The 16153-nt window shown below is 59.9% G+C and carries 17 protein-coding genes; 13 read left to right on the forward strand and 4 right to left on the reverse strand.

Annotation, left to right across the window (positions count from 1 at the left end; genetic code table 11):
• Positions 1 to 111 precede the first annotated feature (111 nt).
• The 4 genes from AB5Y86_RS02965 to AB5Y86_RS02980 all read right to left on the reverse strand — a co-directional run bounded on the left by AB5Y86_RS02965 (position 112) and on the right by AB5Y86_RS02980 (position 5088).
• Positions 112 to 741, reverse strand: coding sequence for an NAD(P)H-binding protein (locus AB5Y86_RS02965; protein WP_368192087.1), 630 nt, complete (start codon positions 739 to 741; stop codon positions 112 to 114).
• Between the two features lie 171 nt (positions 742 to 912).
• A complete protein-coding gene (gene bamE, locus AB5Y86_RS02970; RefSeq protein ID WP_111901246.1) occupies positions 913 to 1251 on the reverse strand; it encodes an outer membrane protein assembly factor BamE in 339 nt (112 codons plus the stop codon).
• Positions 1252 to 1376: 125 nt separating this feature from the next.
• Positions 1377 to 2081, reverse strand: coding sequence for a hypothetical protein (locus AB5Y86_RS02975; protein ID WP_368192089.1), 705 nt, complete (start codon positions 2079 to 2081; stop codon positions 1377 to 1379).
• A 1-nt stretch (position 2082) separates the two neighbouring features.
• Positions 2083 to 5088, reverse strand: a complete 3006-nt coding sequence (locus AB5Y86_RS02980) for a DUF1566 domain-containing protein (protein ID WP_368192090.1) — start codon at positions 5086 to 5088, stop codon at positions 2083 to 2085.
• Positions 5089 to 5149: 61 nt separating this feature from the next.
• Between AB5Y86_RS02980 and AB5Y86_RS02985 the strand changes: the two genes are divergently transcribed.
• The 13 genes from AB5Y86_RS02985 to AB5Y86_RS03045 are packed head-to-tail and all read left to right on the forward strand — an operon-like array spanning position 5150 to position 16139.
• A complete protein-coding gene (locus AB5Y86_RS02985) occupies positions 5150 to 5512 on the forward strand; it encodes a Flp family type IVb pilin (protein WP_227016189.1) in 363 nt (120 codons plus the stop codon).
• On the forward strand, positions 5512 to 5925 hold the full coding sequence (locus AB5Y86_RS02990) for a prepilin peptidase (RefSeq protein ID WP_185716067.1): 414 nt from the start codon (positions 5512 to 5514) through the stop codon (positions 5923 to 5925). The genes AB5Y86_RS02985 and AB5Y86_RS02990 overlap by 1 nt, the downstream gene beginning before the upstream one ends.
• Before the next feature lie 9 nt (positions 5926 to 5934).
• Positions 5935 to 6825: a Flp pilus assembly protein CpaB gene (gene cpaB, locus AB5Y86_RS02995; RefSeq protein WP_368192091.1), complete on the forward strand. Its 891-nt coding sequence runs from the start codon at positions 5935 to 5937 to the stop codon at positions 6823 to 6825.
• 19 nt (positions 6826 to 6844) lie between these two features.
• Positions 6845 to 8242, forward strand: a complete 1398-nt coding sequence (locus AB5Y86_RS03000; RefSeq protein ID WP_368192144.1) for a type II and III secretion system protein family protein — start codon at positions 6845 to 6847, stop codon at positions 8240 to 8242.
• Between the two features lie 11 nt (positions 8243 to 8253).
• Positions 8254 to 8802 carry a pilus assembly protein FlpD gene (locus tag AB5Y86_RS03005; RefSeq protein ID WP_368192092.1) on the forward strand — a complete coding sequence of 183 codons (549 nt, stop codon included), beginning with the start codon at positions 8254 to 8256 and terminating at the stop codon, positions 8800 to 8802.
• A 3-nt stretch (positions 8803 to 8805) separates the two neighbouring features.
• Positions 8806 to 9939, forward strand: coding sequence for a P-loop NTPase (locus tag AB5Y86_RS03010; RefSeq protein WP_184232363.1), 1134 nt, complete (start codon positions 8806 to 8808; stop codon positions 9937 to 9939).
• Positions 9939 to 11252, forward strand: a complete 1314-nt coding sequence (locus tag AB5Y86_RS03015; RefSeq protein WP_368192093.1) for a CpaF family protein — start codon at positions 9939 to 9941, stop codon at positions 11250 to 11252. Before AB5Y86_RS03010 ends, AB5Y86_RS03015 begins: the two co-directional genes overlap by 1 nt.
• Positions 11249 to 12133, forward strand: coding sequence for a type II secretion system F family protein (locus tag AB5Y86_RS03020; RefSeq protein WP_368192095.1), 885 nt, complete (start codon positions 11249 to 11251; stop codon positions 12131 to 12133). The genes AB5Y86_RS03015 and AB5Y86_RS03020 overlap by 4 nt, the downstream gene beginning before the upstream one ends.
• Before the next feature lie 3 nt (positions 12134 to 12136).
• On the forward strand, positions 12137 to 13021 hold the full coding sequence (locus AB5Y86_RS03025; protein ID WP_368192096.1) for a type II secretion system F family protein: 885 nt from the start codon (positions 12137 to 12139) through the stop codon (positions 13019 to 13021).
• A gap of 19 nt (positions 13022 to 13040) precedes the next feature.
• Positions 13041 to 13799 carry a lipopolysaccharide assembly protein LapB gene (locus AB5Y86_RS03030; RefSeq protein WP_110302836.1) on the forward strand — a complete coding sequence of 253 codons (759 nt, stop codon included), beginning with the start codon at positions 13041 to 13043 and terminating at the stop codon, positions 13797 to 13799.
• A complete protein-coding gene (locus AB5Y86_RS03035; protein ID WP_005359316.1) occupies positions 13796 to 14269 on the forward strand; it encodes a TadE/TadG family type IV pilus assembly protein in 474 nt (157 codons plus the stop codon). The genes AB5Y86_RS03030 and AB5Y86_RS03035 overlap by 4 nt, the downstream gene beginning before the upstream one ends.
• On the forward strand, positions 14266 to 14757 hold the full coding sequence (locus tag AB5Y86_RS03040; RefSeq protein ID WP_368192097.1) for a pilus assembly protein FlpK: 492 nt from the start codon (positions 14266 to 14268) through the stop codon (positions 14755 to 14757). The genes AB5Y86_RS03035 and AB5Y86_RS03040 overlap by 4 nt, the downstream gene beginning before the upstream one ends.
• Positions 14757 to 16139, forward strand: coding sequence for a pilus assembly protein FlpL (locus AB5Y86_RS03045; RefSeq protein ID WP_368192098.1), 1383 nt, complete (start codon positions 14757 to 14759; stop codon positions 16137 to 16139). Before AB5Y86_RS03040 ends, AB5Y86_RS03045 begins: the two co-directional genes overlap by 1 nt.
• Positions 16140 to 16153: the final 14 nt, after the last annotated feature.

Genomic DNA, 16153 nt, shown 5'->3' on the forward strand with positions numbered 1-16153 from the left:
TGGCAAGAGGTGGTTGGGGTGTATCACGCCAACAGATAGACAAAGGGCAAGCCGGTTGGCTTGCCCTGCTGTTTTTACGGCATAGAGCTTAAGTAGTGGGGAAGGTCGGGCTCAGAGTGCCAGCAGTTGCTCGTTCTCGACAATCTCGCACCCGGCAGGCAGTTTCGAGAGGGCGAACATGGCGCGGGCCACCTGACGGGCCTCGATGGCGCGCCAGCGGGCGAGCTTGCCCACCAGCAGTGGCCGAAACAGCGGATAGATGGTCTGAAAGATCTGCTCGGAGAGGCGCGGTGGCTGGCGATCTCCGAGTAGCATGGCGGGCCGCACGATGGCGAGCCGTGGCCAGGATTGGGCCAGCAGGGCCTGCTCCATCTCCCCCTTGGTACGCGGATAGAGAGCCGGGGACGATGCACTGGCCCCCATGCTTGAGACCACGATGAGCCGTTGACAACCGTGGCGGCGGGCCAGCTCGGCAAAGGCGACCACATAGTCGAGATCGACCCGACGAAACGCCTCGGCAGAGCCCGCTTCCTTGCGGGTGGTACCGAGGGCACAGAAGGCGATATCCACCGGGCGGGAGAGGGTGACGCTGGCCAGATCATCAAAATTGACCGGCAGCCAGTGGTGCGCCTCCTTGCCCGGCTTGCGACAGAGCAGGGTCAGTTCATGTTCGGCAGGCAGTTGCTGCACCAGTTCGCGACCGATCAGGCCGCTGGCTCCGGCAATCAGGATCCGGCTCATGGGGATTCTCCCTGTGTCATTCGATGGTGTTGATGCCATGGTGGCTGTTCATCAGCATCAGGCAATTTGCGAGCAGCTGCAATGGGGAGAAATGACTCAGTGTTGTCGGGCAGGATGAATTACGCGGGGCTGGATAAAACAAAACCGGCGCGAGGCCGGTTTTGCGGGATATCAGAGCGGGGTATTGAAAGCTGCTGGCAGCGGGAAGTCACCCGTCACTGTGGTCAGCCTGTCGTTGGCGAAGGTGACAGTGAGCTCTTTGCGCTCCTTGTCGCCGTGGCCCGGCTGGAATTCATAGAGGTAGTACCAGGTGTTGGGGTCAAAGCCGTCACGCAACATGGGGGTTCCCAGTACATAGCTGACCTGCTCGCGGGTCATCCCCTGGCGCAGTTTGTCGACCTGTTTTTGTTCCACATAGTTGCCCTGGGGAATATCGATACGATAGACCAGGCTGCAACCGGAGAGGGTGAGGGCGGCCAAAGCCGCGGCAATCAGGTGTTTCATCCGCATATCGAGTTCAGATCATCCATTCAAGTCTTTTTACGCTGGCCGAATCATACCTACTCCCTTGGCGGAAGTAAAAAGCCAAGGCAAAAATTGCCAAAGGGAGTTACCTCCCTTTGGCCAGCACGGCGTCATTCACTGTGGTTCGGGATTGGCCTGACGAGCCTAAGCATAGGTGCACTGTAACCGCCTTCATTAAACACTTCATGTGATGGTTCGAACTGAAGGTAGTTGTATCCATCTCCGGAGGAACTGTCTGAAATAAACTGGAGCATGGTTAAGGCATTGCTTTGCTCGGTGAGCTTGTTGCAAGCCTGTGCCTGCTCTTCAGTCGGCTCAATATATTCATTGGTCACCGGATCATATCTGGCTTCACACGCACGCTGTTTGAGGGTTTCAGTATCTGCGGCCAGCTGAGGGTCTGGAAAGCCCACTGCGCTGTAGGTACCAGGTTGGCACTGAGGGTTGTAGAGGGTAAACAGCTCCTTGATGTCTGGGGCCCGCCAAGGGTGTGCAGGGGTGTTCAGCCGGTCGTTGGCCTGCATGATGATGGTCATCAAGGGGTTGTCACTCGGGTTTGCTCTGCTGTTGATCACCTCGGGCATGCCCTCGCAGCCAGAGCCATTATTACTGACTTGTTGGCCGTATGGGCAGTAGAGCCACTGCAGACCGGTGGCTCTGTCGTTGACCACCTGCAGCTTGCCTTCGTCCGTGTCGATCAGTTCGCTAACGAAACGGGTATCATCGTCCTGATAGCCAAGCAGGCATACACGGGCCTGGCTTGCTACTGGCAACAGGGCGGCAGTTAGTAATAGAGGGAAGAGAGAGTGGTACATTTTATTCTCCTGTGACCTTGAAGCCATCGCTCACCAGCATGACGTGGTGGGGTTGATACTGGCTGGCAACGCTGCCTCGCAGCTGGGTATCCGGCCGAACCTTATATGCATCCGGACCGCCATCATCTTTCGCCCAGGTGCCGATGGGACGGCTGATTGGCATGACATCCGAGGTCCAGAAGCCGTAGAAGATCCTCTCCAGCTCTTGCCATTTGCCATCGGTGTATTGCAGACCTGAATAGAGCGGGAAGTAGCGGGTATCGAGGGCAACGGGATTCTCGCCGGTCAGGGTCATGATGCCATAGAACTCCTGCTGACTGGGGGCACGCCAGTTGGAGAGGCCGCACAGCTTGCTCTGGTTGACCTGGCTTATTTGGCGTTTCAGATTGCAGCGGCTACGGTCACTGGCCAGGGCGCCACTTTGCGGGTCATAGCAGCTGCCGTTGAAGGCGTTGTTGCTCTGGATATCGTCATAGGCAAACAGGCTCTTGTCATCGTGCAGGGAAGATTCGCCATCCTTGTGTTGTACCTTGGTCTCCCATACCAGCCCGCTCAGGGCATCGACCACGCAGGCAAACGGCATCTGTTTGTAGGAGAGATCCTGGCGTGGTAGCGGCTCTCCCCGGTTGTCCAGCTTGATGTAGCGAGCGCCAAGCTCTCCATCCAGATTGCTGTTGACCGCTTGTCCACTCAAGGGATCGCAGCGGCTATCCAAGTCCCGGCCACGCTTGCCATCATCCAGCCCCATGCTGTGGGTGATACGGGTATCGGCCACATGCAACTGCCCGGCTCGGTAGGTCAGTGGGGCACTGATGGTGCCACCCTCGCTCATCACTCTTATCTGGTAGTCCTGATAGTGAGGGAGACCCTTGAGGGTGATGCGAGTCAGCTGGCTGATGTCTTGCTGTTCGGCGTTTTCAATATGTTCAAACGGGGTTTTCCCCCAGCCAATTCGATACTGACTCACTCCCTCCTGGGGTTGCCAGCCGATGGTGACCCAGTGGCTACCATCCTGATCACGGCCCTGGCCCAGAATAGCCAGGCCGATCACTTGATCTGACAACACCTCGCGCTGACAGACAGGGGATATGGGGCTGTTGGGGTAGGGGGTGAGCCAGCTACCCGCTGTGCTGGTTCCGGGATAGAGAAGAGCATCGCTTTCCGAGTTGCGGATCAGACCTGCCGCCGCCTTGATGATGTGGGAGATGTTCTTGTCTGGATTGGCATTCAACAGGGGCCCCAGCCCGCTATTTTCGGCGATGGTGGTTTCCAGTTTGAACAGGTCCGGTATCTGATTGTTGCGGGACACGGTTGAATATTCATTGGCCATGTTGATCTCCAGCCAGCTCAGCAGTTGCTGGCGAAAATCAGTGCCCTCGATCAGGTTGACAGGTTGCTGCCAGAGCTCCCCCTCGGCCTGCAGGGCAACCATGGCTGCCAGTAGCTCAACCTGATGCCTTGGTAGTGCCTTGAGTTTTTGATCCAGCTCCGCCAGGGTCCAGGCTTGCCAGTCCAGGAAAGAGCCCATGCCGGCACTGAGAGTGGTTTTGAGCAGCAGAGCCCACTGCGCCGTGGTGGTATAGCCCACATTGAGGCGCGGATATTCGTTGGCACCGAGCATGCCATCGCGATTTTCATCGCGCTTGACCAGCTCGCAGAAAGAGCCGAGCACCGAGCGCAGTTCCACCTCACTCTTGGCATCCTGTACCACCAGGGTCAGGGTATCTTCCATCAGATCATCACTGGTCTCGCTGCTGCCCGGTTTGCAACTGGCGAAGCTGTTGTTGAGGTCAGCGAGCGTGAGAGTGATGCTGTACTGGTTGCCCTGCTTGATGGGAAGAGACTCTTGCATCCGACCACTCTGGGCCATTACCGCAAGCCGTTGTGGCCGAATGGGGCGTTCGGGTGTGAAATAGTGGGCATTGAGCCCATCGTGGTTGGGTTTGGCACCGATCTCTACCGATACCGATGCTTCGCTCAGACGAGAGGGGAATTGTCCCAGCAAGGTCAGTTTGCGCTGTGGGTAGAAGGTGGTGAGCAGCTGGTAGGTCGCTGTGCGGGTATCCAGTTTCTCCATGGCAGCGAGGGCATCGTTCAGCCGGGCTTCGGCGTCGTCAGGTAATGTTGTGCCTTGGCTGGTGGCCAGTGTCGTCAGGTGTTCAAGCAGGGTGGATGTCGGGTTGGACTGTTGCTGGCTGACCAGTGCAGTTGCCAACTCACCGAGCTGCTGAGCCGGGTTCGGCATATCGCCGTTCAGGGTCAACTGCAGCAAGGCGGTGAGATCTCGGGCAAAACGGTGATTGAGATGAGGGTCACTGAAGAGCTGGCCAGAGACATCCTGTTTTCCCTCCTGCTTTTGCAGCGCCGCCATGATGCTCTGATATGCCAGCGGCATGGGGGAAAGGTGCAGACGAGGACTCTCTTGCTCGGTGATGATGCCATCCCCGTTTTGATCCTGTTTGAGCAGTTGTGTCAGCGTAGGCAATTCACTGCTGAGGGATAGCGCGATGTTCTGACGGTGGCTGGCGACAAGGCGCAGCGCCTTGTCTTGTGGCCATTGGCTCAATTTCAGTTTGAAGCCGAAACTGCCATCAGCCTGAGCGCTCTGGGTGACGCAGACCTTGTCGGCACAGAGCTGAATATCAAATTGTCCACCCTGTTCGTGAGTCAGCGGCAGTGCGCCGGCCAGATCCAGCGAAGTGGGTGGGGCGGGCTGTGTCGTCTCCGTTGTTGGTTGGCCCGATTGGTCTGGTGCAGTTGCTCCCGAGCCGCTACCTGAGCTCCCTCCGCTGCTACTGCTGGTGTTTCCTCCGCTGGCAGTACCTCCCGCAGTGCCCGGGGTGTTGCCACTTCCGCTATCCGGTGTGGTGGGTTGCTGGTTGCTACCGCTTCCTCCGCTGTTGCTTGCGTTATTTCCCGCCTGCTCGGGGCTGCCCAGCTCTGCCTTGCATGCCAGCAATGTGGCGCAGCAAAGGAGCAACAGCAGTGGTTTCGTTGTCCTGAACACGTTCGACTCCGTTATTGTTGTTTAGATTATTAATCTGCCAAGTCCGGTTTTTAGCGCGTAAATGAAACCCATTGCAGATGTTTTTGCTGTTAACTTCGTTAGATTGGCAAATTCACTCTGCGAATTATTTCATTTGGTGATAATGATATTGATTCTTGTTTGTGATCTCAATATCATCCTGTCGTTGTTTAATTTCAGGCATAAAAAACAGGGACAAAAAATGACGATGCGAGTTTGGGATTACCTTCGTGACTACCTGAAGGATGAAAGCGGTGCCACGGCCATTGAGTACGGCATCCTGGCTGCAGGGTTGGCGGCCGGGATCCTGGCCATATTTGGCTCGGACGGGATCTTCATCACGGCGTTGAAGGAGAAGTTCACCGCCATCGTTGCCGGGTTGAATATGGACGCGGCTGGCAAGTGATGGCGTGGGGGCAATGGCTCGCCACATTGATGGCCTGCTGGTGTCTGGTCAGTGATCTATTCGAACGGCGGATCCCCAATCTTGCGGTGCTGGTACTGGCCCTCTGGGTTGGCTGGTTGTTGCCGTTCAATCCGCTGTCACTGGTGTTGGCCATACTGACCTTGCTGCTGGGACTGGTTGCCTATCACCGAGGCTGGTGTGGCGCCGGGGACAGTAAGTTGCTGGCGGTCTGCCTCTATGGGGCAGGCGAGCAATGGCCCGAATTATTGCTGTTGATGGCGTTCTCCGGTGGCCTGCTCAGCCTGGTGTGTTTGATCCATAGCCGCCTGCGCCCTTCACCCAATCCAACTACTGTGCCTTATGGGTTTGCCATCCTCTGGGCGGCAGCTCTGACCACACCTCTATTTATGTAGTCACACCTTATGAAGAAACTCTTTTTGCTTATCGCTGCACTGCTGGTGCTGGCGGCGATGCTGGCTACCTTGTGGCCAGCTGAACCTGCGCCGCAGAGCGCTGCATCCCCACGGGATCCGCCAGCAGAATCGTTAGCGCCGGATCGGGTGGCCCAAGTGCTGGTTGCCGCCCATCGGGTGCAGGCTGGCTCTTTCATCCATCCCGAAGATCTGGGCTGGCAAGCCCTTCCCGAAGCCGAAGAGAGGAACCTGCCGGGTCTCTTTCTGTTTGGTTTTACCGATACCAAGGCCCTCAAGGGGAGTCTGGTGACCCGCACGCTGGAGGCGGGCCAGATAGTCTCTGCCGATGATCTGGTTCGTCCCGAGCAGAGTCACTATCTCTCCGCCATGATGGCGCCGGGCATGCGAGCGGTGACGCTGGCGTTGGGGAGGGAGGCGGCCAGCCACGGCCTGATCCGGCCCGGTAACCGGGTGGATGTGATCCTCACCAGCAAGCATGCGCGTCAGCACAATGCCCAAGGGGCAGAGGTAACCAGCAATCAGTCGGCCGAGATCATTCTGACCGATATCAAACTGCTGGCCATCGACGCCCAGGTGACCGATATCGCCGCGCTCAACGGCAATCCTGCGGCACAGGATAACTTCGACCAGGTCGCCGTGACCTTCGAGTTGCCCCCTCGGGCGGCAGCACGCTTGTTGCTGGCACATCGCTTGGGAGAGCTGGCTCTGGTACTGCGTTCGGCACAGAGCGCACCGGCGGGCAGCCCTGCGATGGCGCTGCCGGAGGGGAGTCTGATATGGGCTGAACAGGTCACTCGCGGCCAGAACCCGAGAGCTATTCCAGGTCATGGGGTCAAGATCAGTTATGGCGACGGCAACGACCGAACCCGTCAACCCTAATCAACACAGAAAGGAAATGATGTTGCGAACATTTGCCATATTGCTCGCCATGCTGCCGCTCTGGGCCGCAGCCGCCGAGAGCCTGACGCTCACTCCCGAGCAATCCACTCTGCTCAATTTTGATGAACCTGTGCTGGATGCATTTGTGGCCAATTCGGAGTTGGTCAGAGTACACAGCCCCTCTGATCAGCAATTGCTGATCTATGGCCGCAAGGTGGGCAACACCGATCTGGTGGTGACCGCCCTCGATGGCCGAACCCTGGGTCACTATCGGGTAACCGTCGTCGCTGATCTCGCACCGCTTGAACAGCTGGCCCGTCAGCATTTTCCCCAGAGTCGACTCACCTTTAGCGAGTCGGGCGGTGCCATCGTAGTGGCAGGAGAGGTGACCAGCCCGCTGCAGGCGCACGAAATCCTCAGCATGGTGGAAGGCTTTGCCAAGGGACTGCAACCGCAATCCGTCGCCCAGAGTACGGTGATGGCCCCTTCGCCTCCGGCGGGTAACCAGGATGAAGGTGCCGCTGTCGCCGGTGGGGGCAGCGGTCAGTACGCCAATGTCATCAACCAGCTGCGACTGGCCGGATCGGATCAAATCAACATATCGGTGCGCATCGTCGAGATGCAGCGTACTACCAGTGAACAGCTGGGACTGCGCTGGAGCGCGATGGGGGAGTATCTGCAGTTGGGTGTCTCGCCGGGTAACCGTTTCCCTAAGCCGCTGGAGCGAGGCAGCTGGACCGGCAAGAAAGATGTGGTCTACATCAACGCCATCATCGATGCGCTGGTGGAAAACAGCCTGGTCAATGTACTGGCCGAGCCCAACCTGACGGCCAAATCGGGAGAGGCTGCGACCTTTATGTCCGGCGGTGAGTTCCCCTTTCCGGTTGGCAACGGGGATAACGGGCCCGAGATTGAGTTCAAGAAGTTCGGTATCTCGCTGGAGCTGACGCCGACCCTGCTGGACAACAATCGCATCAGCCTGACGGTCTCCCCGGAAGTATCGACCCTGAGCCGGGAGAACAGCGTCACCATTGCCGGGGTCGTGGTACCGGGTATCGAGACGCGTCGTACCACCACCACCATCGAGCTGGCTGACGGCCAGAGCTTTGCGCTGGCAGGTTTGGTGCGCAGCCATCGCAACCAGAATAACGAAGCGTTGCCCTTCCTGGGAGAGATCCCCGGGCTGGCCCCCTTCTTTGGCAGCAACAGCTTCAAAAATCAGGAGAGCGAGCTGGTGATCATCGCTACCGCCCGTCTGGTACAGCCCACCAGCGATCCCCTTTCTCTGTCGACGCCGCTGGATCACTACCGGGCTCCGAGTCGCTTCGAGCGACTGTTCTTCACCGACATGGGGTCAACCCAATTGCCGGCGGGGCAGACAACCCGCCTGTTTGGCAACTATGGCTACAGCTACTGAGGAGGATGACCATGTTGAAAGAGACGCTGTTGCTGGCCATGACGTTGCCGCTACTGGCTTGTACCACTCCACCACCGGCTGCCCCTCTCAAGGATCAGTTGCAATTCCGGGTTGCCCCGTCGCAGTTGCAACAGCAGTTGCAATGGCAATTGGCCCCTTTGGCCAATCGGCTGGAGGCGGGCAAAGTCACGCTGCAGATCAGCGGGCCGCAGCCAGCAAGCCATGCGCCAACGCCGGAGGCGCTGCGCCAGCAGCTGGCTCAGTGGCTGGCGCTCGATACCCGGCTCATCTTCACCCCGACTGGGCAAGGTGACTATCAGGTGCAACTCCATGCCACCTTGCAGCCGGGTAGCTGCCGTTATGCCAGAGGCGGGGCGTCAGCCCCTGCCAGCGCCTGTCTGGTGCTGCGCAATCAATATCGTGCCCAAAGCCATGGCGAGCACTGGGCCCGAGGTGCTCGTTATGACGGCAGTGGTAGCGCCCTCGATGCCGGCGCGGTACAGCGCCTCTATCAGGGCAAGGCCAAGTCGGCCAAGAAACAGCAGACGACCGGGGAGTAAGTCATGAGTGAACAAGCCAAACGGCTGGTGGCCGTGACGCGCCAGCCTGCCTTGAGTGCCGGGGTCGAGCGGGTGATGGCCGGATTGAGCGATGTGGAGCACCTGCAACTGACGGGTTCTCTGGCAGAGGCCAGAGCGCACTGTCTGGCTCACGGGGCGCCCGATATCCTGCTGGTGGAAGTGGAAAATCAGCAGACGCTGGCGGCCGATCTGGCGGCGCTTGCCGAATGTTGTCCACCCCAGATGCGGCTGGTGCTGCTGGGGGAGCGGGGAGATGTCGCCCTGTTTCGCTGGTTGATCTCGGTGGGGGTGGATGATTACTACCCGGCGCCACTGGATCCTGATGCGCTTCGTGCAGGTCTGCTGCGTCTGCTGGGGGTGCCTCTGGTGACCTCCTTGCGTAAAGGGAGAGTGATCTGTGTCGTGGGGGCCGCGGGTGGCGTGGGCACCAGTACCGTTTGCGCCAATCTGGCACTGGAGCTGGCAGAGCAGCATCACCGTCAGGTGGCCCTGCTGGATCTCAATCTTTATCACAGCCGTCACCCTATTTTGCTGGGCAGCGACTATGCCCCGCCCGGCGAGCAGTGGTGGCAGGCGACTGATCGGTTAGATGGCACCCTGCTGGCCCACACCGCTCATCAACTCGGGTCACGGTTGTTCCTTTTCTATGACGAGGGCGCTGAGCTGGTGCTCGGCGCCGAGCAGTTGGTGGCCGCGGTCAATGTGATGGCTGAGCACTACAGCACCCTCATTATCGATGTGCCGGACCTGCGCAGCCATGGGTTACGCGCCTTGCTGCAAGAGGCAGATGTGGTGATCTGGTTGCACGATTTCAGTCTGGGGGCATTGCGACTGTTGGGGAACTTGCCCAAAGGGGGGCAGGCTCAACGTCACCTGCTGGTAGGCAACCATTGCCGCGGCAAGGAGGGGCGAGTGCCCGCCACGGAGCTGGAGCGAGTCTGTGGTCAACCTCATGCCGCCGTGTTGCCTTATGACCACGGCGCCTTTGTGCGAGCCGAGCGGGCCGGTATGGCGCTTATCAAGCAAAAAAGCAAACTGGCCCGAGCAATCAAGTGGCTGGCAGCCGAGCTGGTTGGCACTCAACCTGCGGGACGCCGCCGGGGAGGATTGCGCTGATGTTCGGACAAGCCAGCAATCGGCAGCCGCCGGTACAAGGGGCGCTGCTGACCATGTCTGAGGCTGCGCGCGAGGCGTTTTACGAGCTGGTGGAGCCCTCGGTGGCCGCCACCTTGCCCCGTGATGCATTGCTGGAGCGGGTTGCGAATGCCCTCGATCAGCTCTCGAGCCGCCGCATGCTCCCTTACAACCGTCAGGAGTTGCTCCTGCTGGGGCGGCAACTGGTGGATGAGATGGTGGGGGTCGGGCCGCTGCAACCCCTGCTCGATGATCCCGAGGTGTCGGACATTCTGGTCAATGGTCCGGACAAGGTCTATGTGGAGCGGCACGGCAAGCTGGTGTTATCAGGGGTGCGCTTTCGCGACCGTCAGCATGTGTTCAATGTGGCGCAGCGGATCGTCAATGCGGTGGGACGGCGGGTGGATGAGTCTACCCCCATGGTGGATGCTCGTCTGGCCGATGGCAGCCGGGTCAACGTCATTGCACCGCCTATCGCCCTGTGCGGCACCTCCATCTCCATTCGCAAATTCCCGAGTAGCCGCCTGACGTTGGCTCATCTGGTGGAGAAAGGGGCCTTGTCGGATGCCATGGCCCGCTTTCTCGGTCTGGCTGCTCGCAGTCGTTTCAACGTGTTGATCTCGGGGGGGACGGGGTCGGGCAAGACCACCCTGCTCAACGCCCTGAGCAAGCACATCAATGACGACGAGCGGATCATCACCATTGAAGATGCTGCCGAGCTCTCTCTTGAGCAGCCGCATTGGGTACCGCTGGAAACGCGCAACGAGAGTGCCGAAGGCAAGGGGGAGGTGAGTGTGCGGGCGCTGGTGCGCAATGCGCTGCGGATGCGGCCGGACCGGATCATCTTGGGGGAAGTGCGCGGCGCCGAGGCGTTCGACATGCTGCAGGCGATGAATACCGGCCATGACGGTTCACTCTGCACCCTGCACGCCAACACCCCGGAAGATGCGCTGCTGCGCCTGACCAACATGTTGCAGATGGGGGCTGAGCGCCTCTCTGAGCAGATCATTCAGGCCCAGATCGCCAGCGCGGTGGATCTGGTGGTGCAACTGGAGCGGATGCGCGATGGTCAGCGCCGCATCACTGCCATCAGTGAAATCACGGCGCTGGAGGGAGGCCAGATCAGGATGCAACCGGTGTTTCGTTTCGTGCTGGAGTCCGAGCTGCATGGCAAGTTGCAGGGGCGCTTCATGGCCCATCCGCTCTCGGCCGGGGTACAAGAAAAGGCTCGTCAGGCGGGCCTGCTAGCCGAGTTGCAGGCGTGCATGGATGAAGATGGGGAGGAGGGCGCATGAGTATGCTGTTATCGGTCTGCCTTGGCTGGGGGGCGGCTTGTCTGCTGCTCTGGCAGTGGCAGAGTCGGCGTGAAGCCTGGCTGCAACAGAGCCAGCGTTATGGCGGGCAACCGGAGTCCCAGGAGGCGGCGCGTCCCTTGCCCCAGTGGTATCAGCAGATGGTGACCATGGTGGGTCAGGAACAACTGACTCGCTGGTGCTGGCAGGGGCCGGCAGGCGCCGCACTTGCCTGCATCTTGCTGGTCGCCAATGGCATGCCGCTTTGGCTGGCGTTGTTGCTGGCGGTTGGCGGGGCACTGCTGCTTGGTCTGCTGCTCTATCAACAGCTGCAACAGCGAGCGCTGGAGCAGTTTCGCACCGGCCTGCCCGAGGTGATTGACGGGATGATCCGGGCGCTGCGGGTGGGGGCGCCGCTGGCCGATATTTTCCTGCAAGTGGCACGGCAGCAGCGCGGCTTGATGTCACGGCTGTTTGCCCAGATGCACGACGAGTTGCAGGTGGGGCAACCGGTGGCGCAAGTGATGCGACAGGCGGCAAGCAGGGTCACGGTGGCCGAGTTCCAGTTTCTGACCATAGTGCTCAGCCTGCAGCAAGAGACCGGTGGTCGCCTCTCCGATGTGCTGGCACAACTGGTCGAAACCCTGCGTGCCCGTCAGACCCTGGCGGCCAGCATCCAGACCATCACCGCCGAGAGTCGCAACTCTGCCAAGGTATTGGCCGCTCTGCCTGTCATCATCCTGCTGGTGCTGTTCAGTACCGGACGGGAGCACTTTACCTATCTGATGACCACGGCCAGCGGCCAGTGGGTGATGGGGTATGTCTCAATCAGCGTGGCGGTGGGGCTTTGGCTTATCCGCCGGCTCACGCGTCTGCAGGGGTAGGTCATGGCTGTTACCCAACTATTCGCATTGGCACTGCTGTCGCTTGCGCTTGCCGCTGTGACGGGCTGGTACGGTTACCGGCAACAGCAACAGTGGCAACAACAGTGTCGCCGTTATGCCACTCTTGCTGCGGCAAAGGTGCCGGGGCGTGAGTGGCTGGCGTGGTGCGGCCGCGGTTATCCGGTGGGCGGCCGCGAGCAGGCACGCTTGCAGCAGTTACTGGCGCAAGCCGGGATCTTTGCCAGCCAGGGTTTTGACCGGCTACGGGGTGCCAAGCTGCTGGGGGGGCTGGGGTTGGCCATCATGGTGCTGACATGGCGCCTGCTGGGTGCCCCGGCCGATGGATTCACCCTGATGTGGGTACTGATGGCCTATGTGGTAGGGGCCGGTTTGCCGGAGCGCTGGCTGCAGTGGCGGGCCCGCAAGGTCAAGGCGGCTCAGCAGAAGGTGGCGCCTGATGCCATCGACCTGCTGGTGATCAGTGTCGAGGCAGGGCTTGCGCTGGATCGGGCGTTGCTGCGAGTGGGTCACTATCTGGAGGCGTTGGAGCCGGGGCTTGCCCGGCAATTCTTGCGTACCCATGCCGAGATCCAGATGCGCGGCGATCAGGCCAGCTGTCTGGCACGGCTTGCCTGGCGGACCGGTTTGCCCGAGCTGGATCGTCTCGCCAACACCTTGCAGATGGCTCAGCAGTACGGGTCGCCATTGGCCGAGACCATGCGCACCATCAGTCAGGAGGCGCGCCAGATGCGACGACTGGCACTGGAGGAGCAGGCAGGCTCCCTGCCGGGCAAGATCACTCTCATCCAGATGGCGCTCATCATGTTGCCCATGCTGGTGCTGATCATTGCCCCCACCCTCAATTTGTTGATCAACAGCCTGCGTTGAGCAGGTGATGGAATCGGATATGAAATCAAGCTATTACCTCATTTTTATCTCGCTGCTTCTGCTGGCGGGATGCAGCAGCCATGGTGATGCATCGGCGCAGAGTCAAAGCAATGGCATGGCGGTGGCCAAGGCTGCTTTTGATTCTGCCCAGTACGAGAAGGCGGAACGCCTCTATCTGGCGCTCTTGAGCAGTGATGCCTCGCTGGAAGAGGCGCAGCTGATGCTGGCGCGAACCCGTTATCAGCAAGATAAAAAGCAGGCCGCACGCGATGGCCTGCAACAGCTGCTCGACCGCGCTGGCAAGCAGGCACCGGAGGCGGCCAATTATCTGGGCAAGTTCCTGCTCGATGATGGTCGTACGGAGGAGGCCGCAACCGCTTATCGTCAAGGACTCGCCTTGCCGAAGCTGACACCGCTGGCACGGGCCCGGCTCAGCAATGGGCTGGGGGTAGCCAGTCTGCGGCAGGGGGCGTTTGCCAAAGGGCGTGCGCTGTTTGAGGCGGCGGTAGCCGCTGCTCCGGATGAGCCTGACTATCGGGGCAATCTGGCATTGGGCTGGCTGATGGAGGGTAACCGGGTCGCAGCTCGTCAGGCCTTCGAGCCGCTGCTGCATTATCAGAGCCTGCCACCCCAGGTGGAGATGAACTACGCCCTGCTGCTGCTGGCCGAGGGCAATGAACCTCAGGCTCGCCTCATCCTGTCACGCTTTCTCAGTGCCAGCCAGCTGGAACACGATATCCGGCTGCTCAAGGCGCAACTCAGAGGGCAGTCTGTGTGAATCATCAGCGTGGCGTGGCCAGCATCGAACTGGTGATCATCTTGCCACTGCTGCTGGCGTTGTTGTTGCTGGTGGTGGATGTGCTGCGGATACAGCTGCAATACAGCACCCTGGAGTATGGCCTGCGCGCTGCATTGCGGGAGCTGCAGGCTGAGTCGGCCGCCGGGCGTATTCCCTTGGCTGGCGCTATTCGGGAGCGGTTACTCAAGCAAGGGCACGGTGAATTGGCCGGGGTGGAGGTGACTGTCAGGCATCATGTGTCACTTGCAGCCATGTTGGGACAACAAGAGGGGGGGCTGGATCCGGGCAGTGACACCCGTGCGCCTGCCGATCCCGTGCTGGAGGTGACTGCCAGACTTCGCCCCCGTTTGCTGTTGACCCCGAGCTGGCTGGTGGCCGATCGCCAGCTGGGTTATCAGAGCACCTTGTTGTTGCTGACTGACCGGTTGCCGGCAGGTGGTGCAGGATGAGCAGAACCATCTCTCGACCCGCACAAAACAGAGGGAGCATCAGCATCGAGGCGATGCTGTTTATCCCCGCGCTGTTGGCCCTGCTCAGTTTTGGCAACGAGGCATTGCAACTGCTGCGCCTTGAACAGCGGTTGCACAATGTGGCCTATAACGTGACTCAGATCGTGACCCAGCAAGGGGGCACGCAGGATGCGGCGGCAGTTTCCCAGCTGGCGTTTTATCAAGGATTTGTGCAGCAGCAACTGGCGGCTCTGCATGGTGGGCAAGCGGCGTTGACCATAGAGCAGTACAACAGCGCCAGTGGTGAACTGTTGCCGCTGTTGCAGGGAAGTGGCTGTGCCGGGCAGGGCAATTGGCCGCCGCTGCGGGTTGGCACCTTGATGCGGGTGACCCTTTGCTATCGTCCGGATTTGGAAGGGGGGGGCATGTTTCGCCGCCTGTGGGGCGATCGTGCGTTGACCACCCACTTTATTCAGGAGGTTCACTGATGCCACTATTGTCTGAACAGCGTGGCGGCTTATCTCCGGCATTCGCATTGATGCTGGTCGGAGTATTGGCGCTGACCGGGGGCGCCATCGAGCTGGTGCGCGGTTACAACGGCCAGAGTCTGCTCAGCGCCGCTGCCGATGCAGTCATCTACTCTGCGGCAGATAGCGACACAGCCTTGCAAGATGCCCAGGCGCTGATGCAGGCCAATCTGAGCGGGCGTAACCTGCAGGTGGCTACTCCCCGCCTGAACCAGGGAGAGCAGGGGGCGCAGGTGATCTTGCAGGGAAAAGTTCCCGCTCTGATGGATCTCTCGGCGATAGATGAAGGGGAGGATGGGATGCCGATTGCGGCGGCTGCGCGTGCCAGCAGTGCACGAAGCCGGATTGAAGTCGCGCTGGTGCTGGATATTTCCGATTCCATGTCAGGTGCACCCATGAAGGCGATCAAGCAGGGCCTTGTCGAGTTTGGCGAGGTGCTGTTTGGTCGAGAGCGGCGCAATCAGGATCGGGTAGTCAGCATCATTCCCGCCACCGGGCTGGTCAATATCGGCGATCATCCCGAGCTGTTTCATCCCGAAAGCATCGAAATTCCCTTCGGGTTGCGGACGCTGGCAGAGGAGCGTGGTTGGCTCAATCTGTTGTCGCGGGAGGTGCCAGGGCGTCAACGCAAGGCATTCTGTGCCAGATTGCCGGAACATGTTGATGGTATCGATCGGGTGGCAGAGGTCACGCCCGGCTGGATCCGCAAACTGGAGCAGGCTCCGCGGGATGAACTGCGGCCCCATCTTTTTTACAGTACCAAGCCTCCCCCCATTGCCCATTATGGCGATGGGACGCCCTTGCTGGCCTTTGCGCCCAAAGAAAATCCGCTGGATCGCTATCTGGAAAACCGCCGTGACAAGCTCGGTATTTTCGATGATGCAGATTGCGGGGTCAGTCCGATCCAGCCTCATCTTGCGACCCGTGCCGACTATCGTCAGGCGCTTGATACCCTCTATGCCGCATTCAATACCAACACGGCAGAGGGGGTGATGTGGGGTTGGCGGCTGCTTTCACCAGAGTGGCAGGGACGCTGGCGGCAGGGGGCGGCAGCTTTGCCGCGCCCATATGGGTTACAGGATAACCGCAAGATCATGGTGCTGTTTTCCGATGGGGAACACATGACCGAAGCGGCATTGCGGGATCGCAAGCAGTTGCTGTTATGCCGGGAGATGAAACGCAAGGGGATCCAGATCTACACGGTGGCGTTCGAAGGGGATACCCGTTTCGTGGCCCAGTGTGCCAGTGATCGCTCCCTGGCCTTCAAAGCAACCAAAAGCAATATTCGTACTGTACTGACCCGGTTGGCGAGCTCCATCAACGATGTCGTGTTGACGAAATAATGCAAAGAGGGGCC

Source organism: Aeromonas sp. s8, from assembly GCF_040907785.1.
Taxonomy (GTDB): Bacteria; Pseudomonadota; Gammaproteobacteria; order Enterobacterales; family Aeromonadaceae; genus Aeromonas; species Aeromonas veronii.

What these genes read in the sequence shown, in the direction of transcription:
- AB5Y86_RS02965 (WP_368192087.1), bottom strand. Translation starts at nt 741, where the DNA reads ATGAGCCGGATCCTGATTGCCGGAGCCAGCGGCCTGATCGGTCGCGAA.
- bamE (WP_111901246.1), bottom strand. Translation starts at nt 1,251, where the DNA reads ATGCGGATGAAACACCTGATTGCCGCGGCTTTGGCCGCCCTCACCCTC.
- AB5Y86_RS02975 (WP_368192089.1), bottom strand. Translation starts at nt 2,081, where the DNA reads ATGTACCACTCTCTCTTCCCTCTATTACTAACTGCCGCCCTGTTGCCA.
- AB5Y86_RS02985 (WP_227016189.1), top strand. Translation starts at nt 5,150, where the DNA reads ATGAAACCCATTGCAGATGTTTTTGCTGTTAACTTCGTTAGATTGGCA.
- AB5Y86_RS02990 (WP_185716067.1), top strand. Translation starts at nt 5,512, where the DNA reads ATGGCGTGGGGGCAATGGCTCGCCACATTGATGGCCTGCTGGTGTCTG.
- cpaB (WP_368192091.1), top strand. Translation starts at nt 5,935, where the DNA reads ATGAAGAAACTCTTTTTGCTTATCGCTGCACTGCTGGTGCTGGCGGCG.
- AB5Y86_RS03000 (WP_368192144.1), top strand. Translation starts at nt 6,845, where the DNA reads ATGTTGCGAACATTTGCCATATTGCTCGCCATGCTGCCGCTCTGGGCC.
- AB5Y86_RS03005 (WP_368192092.1), top strand. Translation starts at nt 8,254, where the DNA reads ATGTTGAAAGAGACGCTGTTGCTGGCCATGACGTTGCCGCTACTGGCT.
- AB5Y86_RS03010 (WP_184232363.1), top strand. Translation starts at nt 8,806, where the DNA reads ATGAGTGAACAAGCCAAACGGCTGGTGGCCGTGACGCGCCAGCCTGCC.
- AB5Y86_RS03015 (WP_368192093.1), top strand. Translation starts at nt 9,939, where the DNA reads ATGTTCGGACAAGCCAGCAATCGGCAGCCGCCGGTACAAGGGGCGCTG.
- AB5Y86_RS03020 (WP_368192095.1), top strand. Translation starts at nt 11,249, where the DNA reads ATGAGTATGCTGTTATCGGTCTGCCTTGGCTGGGGGGCGGCTTGTCTG.
- AB5Y86_RS03025 (WP_368192096.1), top strand. Translation starts at nt 12,137, where the DNA reads ATGGCTGTTACCCAACTATTCGCATTGGCACTGCTGTCGCTTGCGCTT.
- AB5Y86_RS03030 (WP_110302836.1), top strand. Translation starts at nt 13,041, where the DNA reads ATGAAATCAAGCTATTACCTCATTTTTATCTCGCTGCTTCTGCTGGCG.
- AB5Y86_RS03040 (WP_368192097.1), top strand. Translation starts at nt 14,266, where the DNA reads ATGAGCAGAACCATCTCTCGACCCGCACAAAACAGAGGGAGCATCAGC.
- AB5Y86_RS03045 (WP_368192098.1), top strand. Translation starts at nt 14,757, where the DNA reads ATGCCACTATTGTCTGAACAGCGTGGCGGCTTATCTCCGGCATTCGCA.